Origin of the sequence: Variovorax sp. OAS795 (genome assembly GCF_040546685.1) — a bacterium.
Taxonomy (GTDB): domain Bacteria; phylum Pseudomonadota; class Gammaproteobacteria; order Burkholderiales; family Burkholderiaceae_C; genus Variovorax.
This window is the reverse complement of the sequence record NZ_JBEPOH010000001.1, coordinates 1,673,268-1,695,141: the sequence shown is the minus strand read 5'-3', so window position 1 is coordinate 1,695,141 and position 21,874 is coordinate 1,673,268. Positions and strand designations below refer to the sequence as shown.

The 21,874-nt window shown below is 68.9% G+C and carries 22 protein-coding genes; 12 read left to right on the top strand and 10 right to left on the bottom strand.

The genetic code is table 11. From position 1 onward, the window contains the following. Window positions 1-76 precede the first annotated feature (76 nt). From pbpC to ABID97_RS08055, 3 genes are all read left to right on the top strand, one after another. The gene (gene pbpC / locus ABID97_RS08065; protein WP_354398004.1) at window positions 77-2,344 is read left to right on the top strand and encodes a penicillin-binding protein 1C; all 2,268 of its coding nucleotides are present in this window, start codon (window positions 77-79) and stop codon (window positions 2,342-2,344) included. A 146-nt stretch (window positions 2,345-2,490) separates the two neighbouring features. Continuing rightward, entirely contained in the window at window positions 2,491-3,180 is a 690-nt protein-coding gene (locus tag ABID97_RS08060; protein WP_354398003.1) for a FadR/GntR family transcriptional regulator, read from the top strand. Beyond that, window positions 3,177-4,457, top strand: a complete 1,281-nt coding sequence (locus tag ABID97_RS08055) for a CynX/NimT family MFS transporter (protein ID WP_354398002.1) — start codon at window positions 3,177-3,179, stop codon at window positions 4,455-4,457. Before ABID97_RS08060 ends, ABID97_RS08055 begins: the two co-directional genes overlap by 4 nt. 12 nt (window positions 4,458-4,469) lie before the next feature. Here the strand turns inward: ABID97_RS08055 and ABID97_RS08050 are convergent, their stop codons facing one another. After that, window positions 4,470-5,267 (bottom strand): hypothetical protein, encoded by a 798-nt coding sequence (locus ABID97_RS08050; protein WP_354398001.1) that lies wholly within the window; start codon window positions 5,265-5,267, stop codon window positions 4,470-4,472. A 120-nt stretch (window positions 5,268-5,387) separates the two neighbouring features. On the opposite strand from ABID97_RS08050, the gene ABID97_RS08045 reads away from it, so the two are divergent. Continuing rightward, the gene (locus ABID97_RS08045; protein ID WP_354398000.1) at window positions 5,388-5,978 is read left to right on the top strand and encodes an NADPH-dependent FMN reductase; all 591 of its coding nucleotides are present in this window, start codon (window positions 5,388-5,390) and stop codon (window positions 5,976-5,978) included. Window positions 5,979-6,005: 27 nt separating this feature from the next. Here ABID97_RS08045 and ABID97_RS08040 read toward each other — a convergent pair whose 3' ends face one another. After that, window positions 6,006-6,524 carry a DUF4329 domain-containing protein gene (locus ABID97_RS08040; protein WP_354397999.1) on the bottom strand — a complete coding sequence of 173 codons (519 nt, stop codon included), beginning with the start codon at window positions 6,522-6,524 and terminating at the stop codon, window positions 6,006-6,008. A gap of 209 nt (window positions 6,525-6,733) precedes the next feature. On the opposite strand from ABID97_RS08040, the gene ABID97_RS08035 reads away from it, so the two are divergent. Then, window positions 6,734-7,486, top strand: a complete 753-nt coding sequence (locus ABID97_RS08035; protein WP_354397998.1) for an SDR family oxidoreductase — start codon at window positions 6,734-6,736, stop codon at window positions 7,484-7,486. A gap of 28 nt (window positions 7,487-7,514) precedes the next feature. Here the strand turns inward: ABID97_RS08035 and cynS are convergent, their stop codons facing one another. Both cynS and ABID97_RS08025 read right to left on the bottom strand, forming a co-directional pair. Next, window positions 7,515-7,958: a cyanase gene (gene cynS, locus ABID97_RS08030; protein ID WP_354397997.1), complete on the bottom strand. Its 444-nt coding sequence runs from the start codon at window positions 7,956-7,958 to the stop codon at window positions 7,515-7,517. Between the two features lie 82 nt (window positions 7,959-8,040). After that, window positions 8,041-8,463, bottom strand: coding sequence for a nuclear transport factor 2 family protein (locus ABID97_RS08025; protein WP_354397996.1), 423 nt, complete (start codon window positions 8,461-8,463; stop codon window positions 8,041-8,043). 85 nt (window positions 8,464-8,548) lie between these two features. On the opposite strand from ABID97_RS08025, the gene ABID97_RS08020 reads away from it, so the two are divergent. From ABID97_RS08020 to ABID97_RS08005, 4 genes are all read left to right on the top strand, one after another. After that, the gene (locus tag ABID97_RS08020) at window positions 8,549-9,151 is read left to right on the top strand and encodes a TetR/AcrR family transcriptional regulator (RefSeq protein WP_354397995.1); all 603 of its coding nucleotides are present in this window, start codon (window positions 8,549-8,551) and stop codon (window positions 9,149-9,151) included. 14 nt (window positions 9,152-9,165) lie between these two features. Next, entirely contained in the window at window positions 9,166-10,050 is an 885-nt protein-coding gene (locus tag ABID97_RS08015) for a LysR substrate-binding domain-containing protein (RefSeq protein ID WP_354397994.1), read from the top strand. 134 nt (window positions 10,051-10,184) lie between these two features. Beyond that, on the top strand, window positions 10,185-11,342 hold the full coding sequence (locus ABID97_RS08010; RefSeq protein WP_354397993.1) for an alpha-hydroxy acid oxidase: 1,158 nt from the start codon (window positions 10,185-10,187) through the stop codon (window positions 11,340-11,342). 106 nt (window positions 11,343-11,448) lie between these two features. Further along, complete coding sequence (locus tag ABID97_RS08005; RefSeq protein ID WP_354397992.1) at window positions 11,449-12,789, top strand: MFS family transporter; 1,341 nt, start codon at window positions 11,449-11,451, stop codon at window positions 12,787-12,789. A gap of 26 nt (window positions 12,790-12,815) precedes the next feature. Here the strand turns inward: ABID97_RS08005 and ABID97_RS08000 are convergent, their stop codons facing one another. Further along, on the bottom strand, window positions 12,816-13,376 hold the full coding sequence (locus ABID97_RS08000; protein WP_354397991.1) for a putative glycolipid-binding domain-containing protein: 561 nt from the start codon (window positions 13,374-13,376) through the stop codon (window positions 12,816-12,818). Between the two features lie 164 nt (window positions 13,377-13,540). Here ABID97_RS08000 and dinB point away from each other — a divergent pair, with 164 nt between their 5' ends. Beyond that, window positions 13,541-14,734, top strand: a complete 1,194-nt coding sequence (gene dinB / locus ABID97_RS07995) for a DNA polymerase IV (RefSeq protein ID WP_503012808.1) — start codon at window positions 13,541-13,543, stop codon at window positions 14,732-14,734. 7 nt (window positions 14,735-14,741) lie between these two features. Continuing rightward, window positions 14,742-15,416 (top strand): TIGR02117 family protein, encoded by a 675-nt coding sequence (locus ABID97_RS07990; protein ID WP_354397989.1) that lies wholly within the window; start codon window positions 14,742-14,744, stop codon window positions 15,414-15,416. Window positions 15,417-15,426: 10 nt separating this feature from the next. Here ABID97_RS07990 and ABID97_RS07985 read toward each other — a convergent pair whose 3' ends face one another. Then, window positions 15,427-16,704: an aspartate carbamoyltransferase gene (locus ABID97_RS07985; protein ID WP_354397988.1), complete on the bottom strand. Its 1,278-nt coding sequence runs from the start codon at window positions 16,702-16,704 to the stop codon at window positions 15,427-15,429. Window positions 16,705-16,783: 79 nt separating this feature from the next. After that, window positions 16,784-17,851, bottom strand: a complete 1,068-nt coding sequence (locus ABID97_RS07980; RefSeq protein WP_354397987.1) for a purine-nucleoside phosphorylase — start codon at window positions 17,849-17,851, stop codon at window positions 16,784-16,786. Window positions 17,852-17,970: 119 nt separating this feature from the next. On the opposite strand from ABID97_RS07980, the gene ABID97_RS07975 reads away from it, so the two are divergent. Next, window positions 17,971-19,257 (top strand): DNA topoisomerase IB, encoded by a 1,287-nt coding sequence (locus ABID97_RS07975; RefSeq protein ID WP_354397986.1) that lies wholly within the window; start codon window positions 17,971-17,973, stop codon window positions 19,255-19,257. Here ABID97_RS07975 and ABID97_RS07970 read toward each other — a convergent pair. From ABID97_RS07970 to ABID97_RS07960, 3 genes are all read right to left on the bottom strand, one after another. After that, window positions 19,203-19,880, bottom strand: a complete 678-nt coding sequence (locus ABID97_RS07970; RefSeq protein WP_354397985.1) for a hypothetical protein — start codon at window positions 19,878-19,880, stop codon at window positions 19,203-19,205. The two genes, ABID97_RS07975 and ABID97_RS07970, sit on opposite strands and share 55 nt — an antisense overlap. Before the next feature lie 190 nt (window positions 19,881-20,070). Then, on the bottom strand, window positions 20,071-20,250 hold the full coding sequence (locus tag ABID97_RS07965) for a DUF3606 domain-containing protein (protein WP_354397984.1): 180 nt from the start codon (window positions 20,248-20,250) through the stop codon (window positions 20,071-20,073). 124 nt (window positions 20,251-20,374) lie between these two features. Then, the gene (locus ABID97_RS07960) at window positions 20,375-21,871 is read right to left on the bottom strand and encodes a class I adenylate-forming enzyme family protein (RefSeq protein ID WP_354397983.1); all 1,497 of its coding nucleotides are present in this window, start codon (window positions 21,869-21,871) and stop codon (window positions 20,375-20,377) included. Window positions 21,872-21,874: the final 3 nt, after the last annotated feature.

Sequence of the window (21,874 nt, the reverse complement as noted above, 5' to 3'; positions counted from 1 at the left end):
TGCAGTTCCCGTGGACGCATGGCCGAGAATGGCGCCCCGCGCAGCCGATTCCCGCCCTGCATCCACGCCGCCTTCCATGAACCGCCCGTTCTTCACCGCCCGCCGCAGTTGCCTTGCCGCAACGCTGACGGCCCTCGCCTGGGTACAGCCGGCGCCGGCATCGGCCGGCGTCGTGAGCTTCGACGAAGTGAAGCGCGAGTTCCGTTCGTCCGATACCGCAGTGCTCGATCGCAACGGCGAGCTGCTGCAGCGCGTGCGCACCGATGCCACTGTGCGGCGCGGCCAATGGACGGCGCTGGCCGATGTCTCGCCCGCGCTGCGCATGGCCATGGTGATGAGCGAGGACCGGCGCTTCTACGAGCACAGCGGCATCGACTGGCGCGCCGTATCGGCTGCTGCCTGGGGCAATTTGTGGAACACCCGCACGCGCGGCGCATCGACCATCACGATGCAGCTGTCGGGCCTGCTCGACGAAGACCTGCGCCGCGCCAACAGCGGACGCACCTTCACGCAGAAGATCGGCCAGACCGTGGCGGCCGCACAGCTGGAACGCAGCTGGCGCAAGGACCAGATCCTCGAGGCCTACCTCAACACCGTGCCCTTCCGCGGCGAGATCGTGGGCATCGATGCGCTCTCGCGCACGCTGTTCGGCAAGGCGCCGAATGGCCTGGACGCGCGCGAGGCCAGCGTGGCCGCCGCGCTGGTGCGCGCGCCCAACGCCAAGCCCGCGCTGGTGGCGCAGCGTGCCTGCGAGGTCATGCGCGCCATGGAGCCCGAGCGCAAGATCGATTGCGAAGCGCTCGACATGTTCACGAGCGCCGCCGTGCAGCGGCGCGCCTTCGATGCGAACGAAGGCATCGCGCCGCACGCGGCGCGCCGTGCGCTGAGGGAGTTGCGCGAAGCCGGTGAAGCGGCGGGCGCTGCCGTCCCATCCGCACGGCAGGTGGCAAACAAGGATGCGGCCATCAGGACCACGCTGCGCGCACCGCTGCAGCGCTTTGCGCTCGGCACGCTGCAGCGCCACCTGAAGGAACTGCGCGGCCGGCATGTGGAAGACGGCGCGCTGGTGGTGCTCGACAACGCGAGCGGCGAGGTGCTGGCCTGGGTCGGATCGTCGGGCCCGCTGAGCCAGGCGGCCGAGGTCGATGCCGTCACCGCGCTGCGCCAGCCCGGCTCGACGCTCAAGCCGCTGCTCTATGCGCAGGCCATCGCCGAGCGGCGACTCACCGCGGCCTCGCTGATCGACGATTCGTCGGCGCAGATCAACACCGCGAGCGGGCTCTACATTCCGCAAAACTACGACCGGCAGTTCAAGGGGCCGGTGTCGGCGCGCACGGCACTCGCAGCTTCGCTCAACGTGCCGGCGGTGCGCACGCTGGTGATGGTGTCGCCTGAATCGTTTGCGCGCCAGCTGCGCGCGGCCGGGCTGCCGCTGCGCGAAAGCGGCGACTACTACGGCTACAGCCTCGCGCTCGGGAGCGCCGAGGTCTCGTTGCTGTCGCTCACCAACGCCTACCGCATGCTCGCCAACGGCGGGCGCTACGGCCCCACCACGCTGTCCGCGCCAACGCCCGCCGGGAAGAAGGCCGTCGACCCCGCAGCGTCCATCCTCGACGCGGGCGCTGCCTTCATCGTCGGCGACATCCTGTCCGACGCGAATGCACGCACGCGCACCTTCGGCCTGGACAGCATCCTTTCGACGCGTTTCTGGACCGCGGTGAAGACCGGCACCAGCAAGGACATGCGCGACAACTGGGCCGTGGGCTGGTCGCAGCGCTACACGGTGGGCGTGTGGGTCGGCAACGCGAGCGGCGCATCGATGTGGGACGTGAGCGGCACCAGCGGCGCGGCGCCGGTCTGGGCCGAGGTGATGCGCTTCCTGCATGCGCGGGAACCGAGCCGCGCACCCCGGCCGCCGCCCGGCCTGGTCGAGGCCCGCGTGGCATTCGGCCCCGGCGGCGACGGCAACCCGCTCGAGGCGACGCGGAGCGACTGGTTCCTGCAAGGCACGGAACAGCCGCTGTTCGCGCTCGACAACAGCGGCGCGCCGGTCGAAGCCGCGGCCGCACGCATCACCGCGCCCGCGGACGGCACCATCATCGCGCTGGACCCGGACATTCCGCCGCTGCACCAGCGCGTGCGTTTCGAGTCCGAAGGCCGCGGCGTGCAGTGGCGCATCGACGGCAAGCACTTTGCGCGCGGCAACACCGCGCAATGGCTGCCCTGGCCCGGGCGCCACGTGATCGAACTGGTCGATGCCACCGGCAAGGTGGTGGACCAGCGCAAGCTCGAAGTGCGCGGCGCCGGCGTCATCGCGAAGAGCGGCACAAGCACGCGCCGATAGCCGGCAGGCATCCCGCTTGCCACGGCCCGGCAGCAGCCGCGCTGCGTGCAGACGCGCCGTGTGCGAAGTCCCTCTGCCCGACTGCGACAATCCAGATGCGCGAAAATTCGTCCAATGATTCAATGAATTAGGTCTTTTTTCTTCATATGCTCCTTCAAGCTCCGCGCACCTCCCTGGCCGACAGCGCCGCCGACAGCATCCGGGCCGAAATTGCCGGCGGCCGCTGGCATGTCGGCTCGCGCATACCGATCGAACCGCAGTTGGCACTGCTGCTGGGCGTGAGCCGCGGCACCGTGCGCGAAGCCGTCAAGACGCTGGTCTCGCGCGGCCTGCTCGAAGTGCGCCAGGGTTCCGGCACCTACGTGCGCTCGGGCTTCGACCCCTCGCTCAGCTTGCAGAAGATGCGGCGCGCGAGCCTTCGGGACCAGTTCGAGGTGCGCCGCGCACTCGAGGTCGAGGCCGCACGGCTGGCCGCGCTGCGCCACACCGCCAGGGACCTGCGCAACCTCAAGACGCTGCTCGAAAAGCGCGGCGTGCCCGAGGCGAAAGACGGCGGTGCGGCTTTCATCGAGCGCGACCTGGCCTTTCACCTGGCCATCGTCGACATGTCCGGCAATCTCGCGCTGGCCGAAACCTGCCGCTTCATCGCGGGCTACATCAAGGAAACCATCGCCAGCACCATGGACACCAGCCTGCCGGAACCCGACACGGCCGCGCACACCGCCATCGTGGCAGCCATTGCCAGCCGGGACCCCGACCGTGCCGCGGAGGCAGTGCGCGATTTCATGTCGCCGATGATCGACGCGCTAGCGCAGGACGCGGAGCCCGTGCGATGAGCGCGCTGCCGCTGCGCGCATCTCACGCCGCCGACGACCTGCTGATCGACGCCGAGGCCGACAGCTTGCCCGCGCCCCGCGCCACGCCGGCGGGCAGTCTGGGCCGCCGCATCCTGCTGGGCGCGAGCGTGGTGCTGATCGCCTTCAACCTTCGCCCGGTGTTCGCCAGCCTGTCGGTGGTGCTGCCCGAAATCATCGCGGCCACCGGCCTCTCCGCCACCGCCGCGAGCTTGCTGACCACGCTGCCCATCGTCTGCCTGGGCGTGTTCGCACCGCTGGCACCGGGCCTCGGCCGCCGCTTCGGCACGGAGCGCACGCTGCTCGGCTGCATGGTGCTCATCCTTGTGGGCACGCTGCTGCGCGGCACCGGCAACATCCCGCTGCTGTTCCTGGCCTCGGCCATCGCGGGCAGCGGCATCGCAGTATCGAACGTGCTGCTCTCGGGCCTCGTGAAGCGCGACTTCGCCGGGCAGGCGGCGCTGATGATGGGCCTCTACACCATGGCCGTGTGCGGCGGCGCGGCCAGCGCCGCGGGCCTCACGGTGCCGCTGGAGCATGCGCTCGGCGGCGGCTGGCCCTACGCCCTGGCCATGTGGGCCGCGCCGGCCTTGCTGGTCACGCTGATCTGGGCACCGCAGGCCTTGCCGCTGAAGCCGGTGGCCAGCGAATCGGGCTTCACGGTGCGCGGGCTGTGGCGCGACCGGCTCGCGTGGCAGGTCACATTCTTCATGGGACTGCAATCGGCGCTGGCCTACATCGTGATGGGATGGCTCGCACCCATCCTGCGCGAACGCGGGCTGGGCAGCGAGACCGCGGGCTACGTGGTCTCGCTCTCGGTCATGACGCAGGTCGTGACCTGCCTCGTGGTGCCGGCCGTGGCGGTGAAGCTGCGCAACCAGCGCGGCTTGGCCGTGGTGCTGGCCGCGCTCACGGTGGCCGCCATGCTGGCCATGCTGTTCGCGCCGCTCGGCGGCGTGTGGCTGTGGGCCGTGCTGCTGGGCATCGCGCAGGGCGGCACCTTTGCGCTGGCGCTCACGATGATCGTTCTGCGCTCGCCCGACTCGCACGTGGCGGCGCACCTGTCGGGCATGGCACAGGGCGTCGGTTATGTGGTGGCCGCGTGCGGGCCGCTCCTGGCCGGCCTGCTGCACGGATGGACCGGCAGCTTCCGTTCGTCGTCGTGGCTCTTCATCGGGCTCGGCATCGCCCTGGTGGCTGCGGGTATCGGCGCGGGCCGCACCCTGCACGTGGGCGCGGTCACGGTTCCGCGGCGCTGAGAAGGCACCGGGCTATCGCGGCCCGCCGCAGAACCCCGCACGTTCGGTGGTCCTGGCGGCAAAGTGCAGGCGCGTGGTGGCCGCGGCGCTCGCTGGCGTGTGTGCGGGCCATTCACTTTGCAGCCAGGTGTATTGCCATTGGTACGGTTCGCCGGGCCTGGCGGGTTCGCCGTAGGCGATGCGCAGGCTGCCGCTGCTCTCGTCGTGGCAATGCTTCGACTGCTTGTATTCCTTCTCGCTGAAGCAGGCGCGGACCATCTTCGAACAGGAGAAGGGAATGCCCTCGTGCACGGCCTTGCTCTTGTCGAGCGGAACGAAGTCGGCCGTGGTGGACGAGGAGCCGCCGCCCGAGTACATCTCCGACACTGTCTGGAGCACGGCCACGGCCCATTGGCCTTCGGCCAGCGGATAGAGCGCCGGGGCGAGCGAAACGCGCAGCTCGGACAAGCCCGCGCCGCTTTCCTTCTTCAATGCGGCCGCATAGCCGCTGAAGTCATGCAGGCGCTCGAGCTGCCAGGTTTTCGAATCCGCCACGCGCTTGTAGCGCACCATCGCCATGGCCAGCGGCTCGTTCGACAGCACTGCGTAATTTCCAGCTGCAGCGCCGCGCGGCCGGTACAGGCCGAGCACCTGCGGATCACAGGGTTGCGGCAGCAGCGCGCACAGGCGGTCGCGCCATTCGGGGTCGATGGACTCCGGCTTCTTGACCGCGTCGAACGGCCGGGCGGCAGGTGCGGCAACGACATGGCCGGCCAGCAGCAGGGCGAGCATCGGCGCAACGATGCGAAGAGCTGGCGGCGGCTTTCTCATGCAGCGGATGATAGCCAGACGGCCAGGAAGCAGCTGCTACCAAATGCCGCAAATGATGTCGGCCGCGATGTTGTAGCCTTCGCACCGGAGGCCCCCCTCGGCCTCTGGAACGGAGTGAAGATGGCTGACAGGATCCTGGTGTTCTATGGCTCGTACCGCTCGGACCGCATGGGCATTCGCCTGGCGGACTACCTGGTGGCCGGGCTCACTGCGCGCGGCGCCCAAGCCGAGCTTGTCGATGCCCGGGCCGTCGGACTGCCGATGCTGGACCGCATGTACAAGGAGTACCCACAGGGTACCGCGCCCGCGCCGATGGAAGCGCTGGCGCAGAAGATTCGCGGCGCCGACGCCTTCGTCTTCGTGACCGGGGAGTACAACTGGGGTCCGCAGCCGGGCCTGAAGAACCTGACCGACCACTTCCTCGAGGAATGGTTCTGGCGCCCTGCCGCCATTGCGAGCTACTCGGCGGGACGCTTCTCCGGTGTGCGCTCGGGCACCGCCTGGCACTCGATCCTGTCCGAGATGGGAATGGTCGTCATCTCGAGCACACTGGCGGCCGGTCCCCTTTCGCAAACGCTGGACGAGAGCGGCAAGCCCACGGGCAGTGCCGGCCAATCGCTCGAGCGCTCGTTCGGCCGCTTTGCCGATGACCTTGCATGGTGGACCGAGGCGGCACGCACGCAGCGGTCGCGCAAGGCGCCACCCTACTGAGCGACGCGAGCCGCTGCGCGGCCGGCGCTAGCTGGCGTTGAACCGCGCGCGCGTGCGCGACCGGGGCGTGGCCTTGGGCGGCTCGCGGAGAATCATTTCATCGCGGCAGTTCTTCAGGCGCGGTCCGGCGACGGCGATCTTCTTCGTCCGATGGTCGTATCGGAGGAACAGGCCGGACACGCTGCCGACATAGGCGTCGATGCCGAAATCGTCCGCCACGCCCCGGTCTTCGGGCGAGAACTTGTCCGGCTCCATCTTGAAGCCGGCGCCCTTGACCGCCGGGTGCGTGTGGTAGTAGGCCACGGCGCTGGTGCCCTCGGGGCAGCCCTTGTTGCCACCGCGGTGGCCCACGTCGACGGTGTTGGTGTCTCCCTCGCGCGGCGGCATGGCGAAGTACCGGGTGCCCCATTGGCAGATCATTCCGCCAAACTCCTTGCGGCGTTCGATCGACTCGATGAGCACGGCCTCGAGCGCCGCGCGCGCGGCCTCGGTCGGGGTGTCGAAGGGTTGGACTTCGAAGGGGAATGGGGGCGCTGCGGTGTCCATGCCCGCAGTGTCGCGGCTGCGCACGCATGCGGCCATCTGCCGGAAAGCGTATGACGCCCGGCCGGTGCCGCAAGCCCCACGTCTGCAGGATCAGGCAAGAAGCCCGTTCGATCCGGATAACGCCCCGGGCACCATCCGCGCGAGACTTGCATCCATGCCCGGCGCCGCATTGCGCCATGGTCCACACCCATCCGCAAGAGGAGATTCTCATGAGCGCAATCCAGGAAAAAGTCGTCCTCATCACGGGCGCAAGCGGTGGCATCGGCGAAGCGGCCGCGCGGCTGCTGGCGCGCCGCGGCGCCAAGGTGGTGCTCGGCGCGCGCCGCACCGAACGGCTCGAGGCGCTGGCCGAGGACATCACGGCCGCCGGCGGAACCGCGAGCTTCCAGCGGCTCGACGTGACCTATCGCCCGGACGTGGAGGCCTTTGCCGAGTTCGCGCTCGAGACGCACGACCGCATCGACGTGCTGGTGAACGCCGCCGGCGTGATGCCGCTCTCGCCGCTGTGGACGCGCAAGATCGACGAATGGGAATTGATGATCGACGTCAACCTGCGCGGCGTGCTGCTGGGCATCGCGGCGGTGCTGCCGACGATGCAGGAGCAGGGCTGGGGCCACATCGTCAACGTGGCGCCGGTGCCGGCGCATGGCGCATCGCCCAACTCGGCAGTGTATTGCGGCACGCAGTACGCGGTCGATGCCATCTCGGAAGGGCTGCGCCAGGAGCATGCCGGGCGCGTGCGCGTGACGGTGGTGCGCCCCGACGTGAGCGAGGCCGACACCCTGCTGGCCGACCGCATGGCGGCCTGCAGCTCTTTCGAGCGCATGGTCACGCGGCGGCGCATCGCGGTGCCGGTGGAAGCCGTGGCCCGGTCGATCGCGGGCGCCATCGAGGGCGGCAGCATCTCGGCGCCCCGGCGCACGGCCTGCCGTGTGCGGCCGGCCGGACACGCGGCCTTCTGAGCGCGCACGCCGCGCGGGCCGTGCCGCGTCAGTAGGTCTTGTAGGGCAGGAACTTGCCGGACAGCACCACGTTCACGCGGTCGCCCTTGGGGTCGGCTTGGCGCTGGATGTCCATGCTGAAGTCGATGGCGCTCATGATGCCGTCGCCGAACTCCTCGTGGATCAGTTCCTTGATGGTGGTGCCGTACACGCTCACGACCTCGTACCAGCGGTAGATGAGCGGATCGGTCGGCACCGGCGTGGGCAGCGACCCCTTGTAGGGCACCACCTGGAGCCACTTCTGCTCCTCCGCGGTCAGGCCGAAGATCTTGCCGACGGTCCTGGCCTGCTTGTCGTCGAGCGTCATCTGGCCCAGGCATGCGGCGGTGGTCCACTCCTTGGAGAGCCCCACCTTCCTGGCCACGTCGGCCCACTGGATGCCCTTGGCCACCTTCACGGTGATGATCTTCTCGGTCACGTCGTTGCGGTTCATGCAGGTTTGCTCCTGGAGTTGGTTGGGCTGAAGCGGAAGCAACAAATGTTCCCGCTGCCACTCCCAGCGTGAAAGCAGGCGCTCACCGGTCCCAGTGGAACTTGCGCTCCGACGCCGCGATGGGCTGGTCGTTGATGCTCGCGAAGCGCCGCTGCATCAGCCCGTTCCCGGCGAACTCCCAGTTCTCGTTGCCATGGCTGCGAAACCACTGCCCGGCCGCGTCGTGCCATTCGTATTCGAAGCGCACCGCAATGCGGTTGTCCATGAAGGCCCAGAGCTGTTTCTTGAGGCGGTAGTCGTGCTCGCGCTCCCACTTGCGCGCGAGGAACTCGACCACCTGCTCGCGGCCGTTGACGAAGTCGGCGCGGTTGCGCCATTCGGTATCGGGCGTGTAGGCCAGGCTCACGCGCACCGGGTCGCGGGTGTTCCAGGCGTCTTCGGCGGCCTGTACTTTCCGGGTGGCGGATTCGAGGGTGAAGGGCGGCAAAGGCGGGCGGGATTCCATGTCGGTCTTTCGTCGAAGGGATGAATCGGAAGAACCGCAATGTGCCACATGTAGACAGACCTGTCTACATGCCTACAATAGCCGCATGGACACCTCTGCACTGCCCGCGCGCGAACGCATCCTGCACACGGCGCACGAGCTCTTCTATGCCCATGGCATCCGCGCCACCGGCATCGACCGCGTCATCGCCGAATCGGGTGTGACCAAGGTCACCTTCTACCGGCACTTCCCGTCCAAGGACGACCTGGTGCGCGAGTTCCTCGACCACCGCCATGCGCGCTGGATGGCATGGTTCGTCGATGCGCTCGGACGCCGCGGCGCGCATGAGCGCGTGGGCAATGCGGGCGCCCTGCTGCTGCTTGCCGACGTGATGGCCGAATGGTTCGCCGATCCGGCGTTTCGCGGCTGCGCCTTCATCAACTCGGTGGCCGAGGTGGGCGGCAGCGTGGCGGGCGCGGTAGAGCGTGCGCGCGATCACAAGCGCGAAATGACCGAAGTCATCGCCGGCTTGCTGCCCGCGGATTCGCCGTCGCGTATGGCGCTTGCGCAGGCCGCTGCGCTCGGCGTGGACGGCGCCATCGTCAAGGCGCAGATGGGCGAGGCCGCGCTCGCGCGCGAAGCCGTGGACGACCTGCGCAGGCTGCTCAAGGCATTGGCCGCCGCGCCGAGCGTGCCGCCGACCCGATAACATCGCCCCACTCTATGGCTTCGATGCGACTCCCCTCGACCCAGGGCCTGCAGGCCTTCGAGGCGGTGGCACGGCTGCGCAGCGTGAACCTCGCGGCCGAAGAGCTCAGCGTCACGCCCAGCGCCGTGAGCCATCGCATCCGCCAGCTCGAGACGCTGCTCGAACGCCGCTTCTTCGTGGGCAACGATTTCAGCCTCAGCGCCGACGGCATCGCCTACCTGGCGCGCGTGCGCGAAGCCATCGCGGCGCTGCAGCAGGTGCCCGGGCGCGAGCCGGCCTCGCAGGTGCGCCGGCTGCGGGTGGCCGTGACGCCCACCTTCTCGCGCCAGATGCTGCTGCCCCGGCTGGCCGTGTTCCGCGATGCCTACCCGAACATCGAGCTGATGCTGCAGGTGACCACACCGGTGCGCAACATGACGGCCGAGGAGGCCGACATCGAGCTGCGCTTCGGCACCGGGCCCTTCCACGACCGCGAGTTCTTCCAGCTGCTGGCCGACGAGGTCTCGCCGGTGTGCAGCCCGGCCTACCTGGAACGCCACGGTCCCTTCGACGGCTTTGCCACCGATGCGGAAGTCTCGCGCGCCCAGCTGCTGCGCACGCCGCTCGAATCGTGGCGCACCTGGTTCAAGGCGTGCGGCATCGGCCTGCCCGAGCCGGCGACGGGCCACCAGTTCAACGACCTGGGGCTCGCCCTCGACGCGGCGGCCGAAGACTTCGGCGTGGTGCTCATGCACCTGAAGCTGGGCAGCGCGTGGCTCGACAGCGGCCGCCTCGTGCGGCTCTCGCCGCGCAGCGTGCCATCGCCCAATGCCTACTTCATCTGCTGGAAGCCGGGCGCCATGGAGCGCTGGGAGTGCGCGACCTTCGTCGAATGGCTGCGCCAGGCGCTGCGCGACTGAGCTGAATTCTTTTCAGCTGCGCGCGGGGTAATTTTCAGGCGCGCCGCTGCTGGGCGAATCACACTGGGGCCGCTGCGGGGCTGACGATAATGGCCCCGCCCTGCCCCCAAGAAGACCCAACAGGAGACCGCCTCGTGCCAGACCTTTCCAAGATCACCTGCATCGAAGACCTGCGGGTGGTCGCCAAGCGGCGCGTGCCCCGGATGTTCTACGACTACGCCGATTCCGGCGCCTGGACCGAGAGCACCTACCGCGCCAACGAGAGCGACTTCCAGAAAATCAAGCTGCGCCAGCGCGTGGCCGTGAACATGGAAGGCCGCTCCACCCGCACCACGATGATCGGCCAGGACGTGGCCATGCCCGTGGCCATTGCGCCCACCGGCCTCACCGGCATGCAGCACGCCGACGGCGAGATCCTGGGCGCGCGCGCGGCCAAGGCCTTCGGCATCCCGTTCACGCTCTCGACCATGAGCATCTGCTCGCTCGAGGACATTGCCGAACACACCGGCCGGCATCCGTTCTGGTTCCAGCTCTACGTCATGAAGGACCGCGACTTCATCGAGCGGCTGATCGAGCGGGCACGCGCCGCGAACGTGTCGGCGCTGCAGCTCACGCTCGACCTGCAGATCCTCGGGCAGCGCCACAAGGACATCAAGAACGGCCTCTCGACGCCGCCCAAGCCGACGATCGCGAACATGATCAACCTGGCGACCAAGCCGCACTGGTGCCTGGGCATGCTGGGCACCCGGCGCCGCACCTTCGGCAACATCGCGGGCCATGCCAAGGGCGTGAAGGACCTGTCGTCGCTGTCGTCATGGACGGCCGAGCAGTTCGACCCGGCACTGAGCTGGGCCGACGTCGAATGGATCAAGAAGCGCTGGGGCGGCAAGCTGATCCTCAAGGGCATCATGGATGCGGAAGACGCGCGCCTGGCTGCCGCAAGCGGCGCCGATGCGCTCATCGTCTCCAACCACGGCGGGCGCCAGCTCGATGGCGCGCCCTCCTCGATCTCGGCGCTGCCCGCCATCGTCGAGGCGGTGGGGCGCGACATCGAGGTGTGGATGGACGGCGGCATCCGCAGCGGCCAGGACGTGCTCAAGGCCCGTGCGCTCGGCGCGCGGGGCACGCTGATCGGGCGAAGCTTTCTCTACGGGCTGGGCGCCTACGGCCAGGCCGGCGTGACGCGCGCGCTGCAACTCATCCACAAGGAACTGGACATCACCATGGCCTTCTGCGGCCACACCGATATCGAGAACGTGGATTCGGGCATCCTGCTACCGGGCACCTTCTAAGCCCACGCCGGCGACAGGCTTGCGGCGCTGGCTGACAGCGCGAACAAGCGCACGTGCAGAGAATGTTGCTTCCAACAACATCGCCTTCACGGCGGCACAACGCATCATGAGCGCAGCCACGCCTGTAACGGGGAGCTCATCGGCTTCCGCATCCTCCCCGCCTCCGATCCACTACACGTCAGAAGAAAAACGCCACCGCGTCTTCTCGATCATGGCGGCCTCGTCGGGCAACCTCGTCGAGTGGTTCGACTTCTACGTGTATGCCTTCTCGGCGCTGTACTTCGCATCGGCGTTCTTTCCCAAGTCGGACCCGACGGTACAACTGCTGAACACGGCCGGCGTGTTCGCAGCAGGCTTCCTCATGCGGCCCATCGGCGGCTGGCTGTTCGGGCGCGTCGCCGACAAGGTCGGGCGCAAGACGTCGATGCTGATCTCCGTCACCATGATGTGCGGTGGTTCGCTGGTCATCGCGTTCCTGCCCACCTACGCGCAGATCGGTGCGTGGGCGCCCTTCCTGCTGCTGGTCTGCCGGCTGTTCCAGGGGCTTTCGGTGGGCGGCGAATACGGCACCACGGCCACCTACATGAGCGAGGTCGCGCTGCGCGGGCAGCGGGGCTTCTTCTCGTCGTTCCAGTACGTCACGCTGATCGGCGGGCAGCTGCTCGCGGTGCTGGTGATCGTGGTGCTCGAACAGCTGCTCACCGAGGCCGAGCTCAAGGCCTGGGGCTGGCGCATCCCGTTCGTCATCGGCGCCGTGGCGGCGGTGGTGGCATTGCTGCTGCGGCGCACGCTGCACGAGACCCAGAGCGCCGAGGCCAAGGCCAACAAGGAGGCGGGTTCCATGGCCGGGCTCTTCAAGCACCACACGCCGGCCTTCCTCACCGTGCTGGGCTTCACGGCCGGCGGCTCGCTCATCTTCTACACCTTCACCACCTACATGCAGAAGTACCTGGTGAACACGGTGCACCTGCCGATCAAGACCGCCAGCTACGTCATGACCGGCGCGCTCTTCGTCTACATGTGCATGCAGCCGGTGTTCGGCGCGCTCTCCGACCGCATCGGGCGGCGCAACAACATGCTGCTGTTCGGCGGACTCGGCGCGCTGGCCACGATACCGATCCTCACGGCGCTGCAGCACACCACCAACCCTGTCATGGCGTTCGTGCTGATCATCATCGCGCTGGCGGTGGTGAGCTTCTACACCTCGATCAGCGGCATCGTGAAGGCCGAGATGTTTCCGCCCGAAGTGCGCGCGCTGGGCGTGGGGCTGGCCTATGCGATCGCCAATGCCATCTTCGGCGGTTCCGCCGAGTACGTGGCGCTGGGCCTCAAGTCGCTGGGACACGAGTCGGCCTTCTTCTGGTACGTGAGCGCCATGATGGTGATCGCGTTCCTCGTGAGCCTGCGGCTGCCGCGGGAGGCCGCCTACCTGCACCACGGCCACTGACGGGCGTGGCGCCGGCGGCCCGGCAGCTAGGCCTCGGCAATCCAGAGGCCGGGGTAGTCGTGCACAAAGCAGTCCCCCGTCACGCGCAGCGTCGCTGCGTAGTCGAAGCGCCGGGCTTCGTAGGCATACGCGTCGTCGGCAGTTCGCTCGTAGCGCTGGTTCAATTCGCTGAGCAGGCCGCCGTCCAGGTCGACCCAGGCTGCCCGCGCATCGGCGCCTTCACCCTTCGCCAGGTTGAGCCGGCGCAGCTGCAGCAGGTTGGTGGCGGGCGTGAAGCCCAGGTCCAGGTCGACGCAATGCGACAGGTCGGACACAGCCTCGTCGTTGAGCTTCCAGTGGCCCCGCGCATCGCGGGCAATGGACAGGTCGACGGCAGCGCCGCCGAGCCAGCCGCGCACGGTGCCCCACTGCGTGTGCCAGTGCGTGTCGCAGCGCACGCGGTAGTGCAGCTGCGCAATGCGCTGGTCCTCCAGCCGGAACACGGCGGCGCCGTCGAGCTGCCACGCGCTCGCGCTGCGCTCGAGCCGGCAGGCGTCGTGGCCCGGTGCATCGAGCCTGCGCCACAAGATGGAAGCGACGGTTTGCATGGCGCGGATGATGGCCCCAGCGGGCGCAACAGGCAAGCATTGTCCGATAGCAGCCCGCCGGCACCCGGACATGCGTGCGGACACCGCCCGGCCGCGAGACAATCGCAGCCGTGAGTTCCCAGCCCGTGACCAAGCCCCCGATCCGCCGCATCGCCCACCTCGACATGGACGCCTTCTTCGCGTCCGTGGAACTGCTTCGCTATCCACAGCTCAAGGGGTTGCCCGTGGTGATCGGGGGCGGGCGGCGCAGCGTGGACGAGGCGATCCGCCACGTACCCGAAGGCGGCACGCTGGCGGACATTCCGGTGAGCGCGTTCCCGCGCCTCAAGGACTATGCGGGCCGCGGCGTGATCACCACCGCCACCTACCCCGCGCGGCAGTTCGGCGTGGGCTCGGCGATGGGGCTCATGAAGGCCGCCAAGCTGTGCCCGCAAGCGATCATCCTGCCGGTCGATTTCGACGAGATCCGCAAGTATTCGCGCGCCTTCAAGGAGATCATCCGGGAGGTTGCGCCGCTGATGGAAGACCGGGGCGTGGACGAGGTGTACATCGACTTCACCGACGTGCCCGGCGGCCAGCGCGAGGGCGGGCGCTCGCTGGCGCGGCTGATCCAGAAAGCCATTCTCGACGCGACCGGCCTCACCTGCTCCATCGGCGTGGCGCCCAACAAGCTCATCGCCAAGATGGCGAGCGAATTCAACAAGCCCAATGGCATCTCGGTGGTCTACGAGGACGACCTGCAGGCGCGCATCTGGCCGCTGCCCTGCCGCAAGGTGAACGGCATCGGGCCCAAGGCCGACGAGAAGCTCAAGCGCTTCGGCATCGAGACGGTGGGCCAGCTCGCGGCGCGCGACCGCGACTGGCTGATCCAGAATTTCGGCAAGTCCACGGGCGCCTGGATGCACGAGGTGGCCTGGGGCCGCGACGACCGGCCGGTGGTGACCGAAAGCGAGCCCGTCTCGATGAGCCGGGAGACCACCTTCGACCGCGACCTGCATGCGGTGCGCGACCGCGCCGAACTCGGCGCCATCTTCACCCACCTGTGCGAGAAGCTGGCCGAAGACCTGCAACGCAAGGGCTACGTGGGAAAGACCATCGGCATCAAGCTGCGCTACGACGATTTCAAGATTGCCACGCGCGACCAGACCATCGACCGCCACACCGCCGACGGCAAGACCATCCGGCAGGTCGGCGGGCTGTGCCTGAAGCGCGTGCCGCTGGAGCGGCCGCTGCGCCTGCTGGGCGTGCGCGTGGGCGCACTGGCCAAGGCGGGGAGCGCCGAGGCGCTGGCCGCCGCCTTGGGCCCGGCGTCGCGCGCCTCCTCGGAACCGGCCTCGACCACGGCGTCGCTGTTCTGAAGCAGTGATGAAACGCTGGCTCCGGCGGGTCGCATTCACGCTGCTCGGGATCATGGCCCTGGCGGCGCTGTATGTGGCGGTTGCCTGTGCGCTGATGTTCTGGCCGGCCAACGCGAAAGCGCCGCCCGCGCCTGAACTGGAGGCCTGGGTGCTGAGCAACGGCGTGCACACCGACCTGGTGTTTCCGATCCACTCGGCGGCCATCGACTGGCGCCAAATCTTCCCGCTCGCGCACTTCGAGGCCGTGCCGCCTGATGCCGAGTTCATCGCCATCGGCTGGGGCGACCGCGAGTTCTACCTCAACACGCCGACCTGGGCCGACCTGACCGCATCGCGCGCTTTCGGCGCCATGCTCGGCGGCAATCGGGCGTTGCTGCACGTGACCTATCTGCGCCGCGCCCAGCTGCGGCGCGGCGCCTACCGGCTGCCGCTGTCAGAGGCGCAGTACAAGCAGCTTGCCGCGTACGTGCGCGCCACGCTGCCATCGGGGCGCGCGGTGCCGATTGCGGGTGCGCACTACGGCAAGGACGATGCCTTCTATGAAGCCGAAGGCGGCTACCACCTCTTCGAGACCTGCAACACCTGGACCGGGCGCGCCTTGCGGCACGCAGGCGTCTCGGCGAGCCGCTGGACGCCGTTCGACTTCAATGTGACCTGGCACCTGCAGCCTGCAAGCCCCTGAGCCTTGCCCGTCAGTCGAGCCCGTCGAAGTCCGCGTCGTCCGGCCCGATGTGGGCCGGCGAGCGCCAGCCCGCATCGCGCATGGAGCGCGCCACCTGGTGCTCCACGCCCATCAGCACCGCGAAGAGCGCCATGCGCACCGGGATGCCGTTGTCCGTCTGCCGGAAGATCGCGAGCCGCGGATCGTGGTTCAAGTCGATGCTCAGGTCGTTCGCGCCCGGACGCCCGTCCCGCGGCAAGGGGTGCATGAGGATGGTGTCGGGCTTGCAGAGCGTGTCCACCAGCGCCTTGCGAATCTGGAACTCGGGCGTGTAGCCCTCGATCTCCTCGCCCGCGAAGCGTTCCTTCTGGATGCGGGTGGCATAGACCACGTCCGCGCCGCGCAGGCCCTGCTCGAGCGACTGCGTCTGCTCGACCACATGGCCGTTGCGCGCCACCAGGTCCAGCAGATAGGCCGGCATCTCGAGCGACGGCGGCGCAATGAGCGTGAATTTCAGCCCGCGGTAGAGCGACAGCAGCCGGATCAGCGAGTGCACCGTGCGGCCGTATTTGAGGTCGCCGACCATCGCGACGTGCGTGCCGTCCACCAGCTTGCCCATGCGCGAGAACTCGCGCTGGATGGTGTACAGGTCGAGGATGGCCTGGCTCGGATGCTCGCCCGGGCCGTCGCCGGCATTGATGACGGGGATGTTGGTCGCCCGCGCGAACTCCGCGACCGAGCCCTGCTCGGGGTGCCGCACCACCAGCGCATCGACATAGCCGCTCATCACGCGGCTGGTGTCGTAGATCGACTCGCCCTTGGCCATTGAAGAGAAGGTGAAGCCCGTGGTGTCGCAGACGGTGCCGCCCAGCCGGCAGAAGGCCGCGCCGAAGCTCACGCGGGTGCGGGTGCTCGCCTCGAAGAAAAGGCTGCCGAGCACCGCGCCTTCGAGCACGCGCGTGACCTTCTGGCGCCGCGCGATGGGCTGCATCACGTCGGCGACCTGGAACAGCGCCTCGAGGCTTTCGCGATCGAACTGCGCAACCGACAGGAGGTGCGGCCGCCCTTCGGCCGCGATGCGCTGCGCGAGGGGCCGATGGTCCGGGCCGGCGCTGGCCTGCGCCTCGCGCTGCAGGATCTCGGCGACGAACTTGCCCACCATTTCCGGCATCGCGCGCGATTCGCCGGAGTCGGCCGGCAGCAGCCAGGTGTCGAGTGCCCGGCGGCGCACGCCCAGGCGTTGGGAGAACGCGTCGCGGGTGAGGTTGAGGCGGCGCATGGCATCGCGCAGGGTGTCTTGTTGGCTCATGGGCCGAAATATACGCTACGCGTCTAAATTACGCACAAAGAGTTACTCAGTGCGTATATTCGACAACCCGACTCCGGTTTCAGGGTTTCGGCACGCCGCCCTGCCAGTGCGGCCAGTTGGCCACGATGTGATCGACCACGCGCGTGCCCACCAGCGCGATGTTCTCCACCGTCTCGGCAAAGCCGCCCGCCGTCTCGCCCGGCGCAGGATCCAGGTGCTGCAGCGTGCTTTCCTTCGGATTGCCCTGGTCGAAATTGACCGCGCCGCGCAGGCTCATCACGCGGTCGGTGCCATGGGTGCGCTTGATCACAAGCGTGATGGCGGCGGCTTCCATCTCGGTGATCACGTAGTCGTCGGCGCCGTAGAGCCGGGCGATGTACTGCGCCTGCGCCGACATGCCGGGCCCATGGAAGAAGGTGTCGCCGGTCATGTGGGTGCCGGTGCCCACGAAAGGCGCGCGCCGGGCCGCGGCATCGGGGTAGCGCAGGCGGTACTTGCGCGCGCCATCCGAATCCTTGAGCGGCGTGTCGGCCGAGAGTTTCATGGCCCAGCCCACGAGGTCGGGGTTGAGCTTGAAGCGGCGGTAGTCCTCGTAGCCCTTGCGCGGCATGAAGGTGGGTTCGCCGGGCTTGTTTTCCTCCGGCGCCCAGCGGTGGCCAAGGTCGTAGTCGACGAGCCACGTGGCCCAGCTCACTTCGCCGATGGTGCCGCGCGAGGGCGGCGTGCCGGCCACGCCGGAAATCACGTAGTAGGCCTGCGAGAAGTCGAACTGCGGGTTCAGCAGGATGGCCTGCATCGACGACGACGAGTTGACCTTGCCCATGCCGAGCACCGCGCCGCAGACGCCGTCTGCGTTGCAGTACACCGGCTGTAGCGCGCCGGGCACGGCCATGGGCGCCGAGCCTTTCCAGTAGCGCTCGTACCAATGCTGGAACTCACCCGCCCGGTCGCCGGTGTTCTGGCCGATCTCGAACATGGCCGCGACAAAGACCTTCACCTTGACGGGCGCGGCCGCGGCGGTGGAAGCGGTGCGCGCGAGGGGCGGCGGCGCGGGCGGCGAGGCACAGGCTGCGGCAAGCAGCGCCATGCCGCACACGCAGAGCCAGCGTGCGCTGGCGAATGAAAACGGGCGAGGGAAATGCATCATGGGTTCAGACTCCAGGAAGAACAAAGAGCCTCCATCGCACCAGCGGCGATTGCGGCGTCCTACAGGCGGCCATTGTCGGCGCAGGCACAAGCTCTGCTTACCGCCACCACGCAAATCACATGCCGGCTCGCTCCACACCGCCCTCGGCGCCCGATGCGCCCGTACCGCCTTCGAAGCCGACGCCGATCGCCAATGGCCTCGTCTATGTGAACCCCGATATGCCGGGCATCCGGCGACTGAAGCAAGGCGAGCGTTTTCGCTACCGCGACGCCGAAGGCCGCTGGATCCGCGATCCGGACGAGCTCTCGCGCATCCGCATGCTGGCGATTCCGCCGGCCTACACCGATGTCTGGATCTGCCCGCTGCCCAATGGCCATCTGCAGGCGACCGGCATGGATGCGCGGGGCCGCAAGCAGTACCGCTACCACGCCGACTGGCGGCTCTTCAAGGACGAGACCAAGTTCGAGCGCCTGGAGGCCTTCGGGCTCGCGCTGCCGCGCATCCGTGCCCGCGTGGCGCAAGACCTGCAGGAAGCCGCGGGCACCCCCAAAGGCGCTCCCGGGCGCCAGCAGGTGCTGGCAGCGCTGGTGCGCCTGCTCGACACCACGCTGCTGCGCGTGGGCAACGAGGAGTACGCGAGCAGCAATGGCTCCTTCGGACTCACCACGCTGCGCAACCGGCACGCGGCGGTGCGGGGCGCGGCGCTCCGCCTGCGGTTCCGGGGCAAGAGCGGCGTGATGCACGAAGCGCTGCTGGACGATCCCCGCGTGGCGAAGGTGGTGCGCCAGTGCCAGCAGCTGCCTGGCCAGTCGCTGTTCCAGTACTCCGACGAGGAGGGCCAGCTCCGCAGCGTGTCGTCCACCGACGTGAACGACTACATCGCCGAAGCCTCGCCCGGCGAGCGCTTCACCGCCAAGGACTTCCGCACCTGGCACGGCACGGTGCAGGCGCTGGAACTCACGCGGCTCGCGTGCGACCCGGGGCGCTCCGCCGCGGACGGCAGCCGCTACAGCCCCAAGGAGATCCTGGCGGCGGTGGCAAAGCAACTGGGCAACACGCCCGCGGTCTGCAAGAAGGCCTACGTGCACCCGGCCGTGCTGGCGCTGGGGAGCGCGCTCGCAGGCGATGGCGAAGACGCCTCGTCGGAGCTGCTGAGGAAGATGACCGCGCGCACCGCCGCAAGCAGGACGCGCGGACTGCACGCCGCGGAGCGACGGCTCCTGGCCTTCCTGCGGATGCACCGGCAGGCCCAGGCGCGCGAACTTCGCGAAGCCCGGAAGACGCGCAAGGGCGGTGCCGGGCGCAGCGCCAAGGCCGCGCCTGCGGAGAAGCGCAAGGAAACCGCGAAGCCTCAGCCCGCGGCGAGCGAGAAGCGCACGCTGTCGCGTTCGAGCGCCACGTTGTAGCCAAGGTCTTCGGCCAGGCTCTGGAGCGCGACGGCATCGATGGCCAGCGCGCGCGGCGCGCGGTGCGCGTCGAGCACGGGGCTCACGCCGCTGGACTCGCGCGGCAAGGCGCTCAGCCGCAGCGCATCGTCGCCATCGGCTTCGATGCGAATCGCGCCGGCGTCGGACCCGCCATCGTGCAGGTAGCCCAGCGCGCCCAGGAACAGATAGCGCAGTGCGGCCCCCTGCGGCCGGCGGGCTTCGTGCGCCTGCGCCTCGAGCGCGGGATCGACGTCGAGCGACACGCCGTGCATGTCGAAGGCGGCCCGCATCAGGCTCACGCATTGCGCCACCAGTGCGCTGCGCGTGATGCCGTCGTCCACGGTGGCCAGTTCCCAGTCGCGCAGCGACCGGATGCCTTCCACCAGTTCGGACACCTGGTTGTCGATGAGCGCGACCCGCTCCTCGCAGGCGGCGGCCTCGATGGCCGGCGCGCCGATCTGGCGCTTGAGCATGAGCAGCGCCATGCGGATCACCGACACCGGCGCCGCCATGTCGTGGCGCAAGGCCGGCAAGGCACGGGTGAGCAGTTCGTGGCGCACGCCGGCGGCAATCCAGCTGCGGGCTCCGGGCGAGGCCTTCATCGGGCGGCGGGAGCCGAAGGCTTCGCCTCGTGCTGCGAGCAGGCGTGCAGGCTGCCGGGGCCTGCGGAACGGAAGTCGGCAATGGGCACGTTCACTTTGCGTCCTGAAGCGAAGGAGAGGAAAGAAGTATCGACGCCCCCTCCGCGGGCGGGTGTAGGAGCGTACCTACGAACCGGATTCCGCGCGCGGATCACGGTTTTCCGAGATAGACCCGCACTTCCTTCACTTCGACCCCCGCGGCCGCAACCGCCGAGCGCAGCTGCGCCTCGGTCACACCCAGCGTCTGGGTCCAGTAGCGCACCTCGTGCGGCTCGTTGACATTGATGCGGGTCCGGTCCTGTGGGCCGCGCTTGCTCGGGTCGTCTGCCATGGCGTGCGTCCTGTGTTCACTGTTGAATGCATGAACGATGCGCGCCCTTCCCCGGCGGCACTGGCGGACGGCGGCGCGGCTCCTTGCAGGAAATGTCCGAAAGCCGCTCACGTCCTGCGAGCCGCTAGCGGCAGCGCGCCTGCAGCTCGCGCTTGAGCACCTTGCCGTTGGCCGTGGTGGGCATCGCGTCGATGGTCTCGATGCGGGCGGGCCGCTTGTAGGGCGACAGGTGCGCCGCCAGGTAGGTGCGCAGTGCCGCCTCGTCCAGCACGGCACCGGGCTTCATCTCGACGAAGGCGACGATCTGCTCGTTGCCGTCGGCCTCGGGGACGCCCACCACTGCGCAGAGATGCACGCCGGCGAAGCGGCCGATCACCGTTTCTATTTCAGCGGGGTACACGTTGAAGCCTGAGCGGATGATCATCTCCTTGAGCCGGCCGACGACGAACAGCGCGCCGTCCGCGTCGAAGCGCCCGAGGTCGCCGCTCGCGTACCAGCCGCCCGGCCGCATGACCTGCGCGGTGGCCGCAGGATCGCGAAAGTAGCCCAGCATCAGGCCGGGGCCGCGCAGCCAGATCTCGCCGGTTTCGCCGGTCGCCAGATCCGATCCGTCCGAACCCACGATGCGCGCCTCTCCGCCTTCGACCGCATAGCCCGCCGCCGTGTCGGCGCGCGGCGCCTCGACCCGCGTGAGGAACACCGAGCCCGCGTACTCCGAAAGCCCGTAGCCGTAGTGCAGCGGCTGGCCGAACAGCGCCTCGACACGTTGCTTGAGCCCCAGGTCGAGCGGCGCGGACCCGGTATACACATAGCGGAGCGCCGGAAAGCACGGCGCGATGCGCCCGGCCTCGGCGTGGGCCAGGAGGCGCGCATACATCGTCGGCGGCCCGAGCAGGTTCGACACCTCTTCGTGTTGCAGCGCGTGCAGCACGTCGGCGGGCGAGAAGCTCGCGCGCAGCACCAGCGCCGCGCCGCCGGTGAGCGCGGCAACGAGCACCGTGCCGATGCCGAAGATGTGCGTCATCGGCAGGAAGGCGTACACGCGGTCCCGTTCGCCCAGCGAGCGGGCACTGGCCGACACGCGCCCGAAATGCAGCAGGCCGCGGTGCGACACCATCACGCCCTTCGGCGTGCCCGAGGTGCCCGACGTGAAGATGATGGCGGCCGTGTCCGCGAGCGCCGGATCGGCTTCGGGCCGGGCCTCGGCGCGCACGGCAGAGCGCAGCACGCCGGGCAGTGCCGAGGGCACCGCACCGGCACTGCCCGCATGCTGGCGCGCGGCCTCCGAGGCCCCGGCCGTGAAGTAGCACAGCCGCGCGTCGGCGCGCTCGGCAATCGCCGAGATTTCTCCGGGCGACATGCGCGCGTTGACGCCGCACGACCATGCCCCCGCGCGGCTGCACGCCATGAGCAGCGCGATGTGCGCGGCGCAGTTCTCTGCCACCAGCAGCACGCGGTCGGTCGGCCGCACGCCCGCGGCCAGCAGGTCTTGCATGGCCGCCTCGGCCATCGCCTGCAACGCCGCATACGTCACGGCGCCCGTGGGTTCGGACAGAAAAACCGCCTCGGGCGTGCGCGCGGCCCGCGCCTCGAGCAATTCGTGGATTCGCGTGGGTGCCATCGG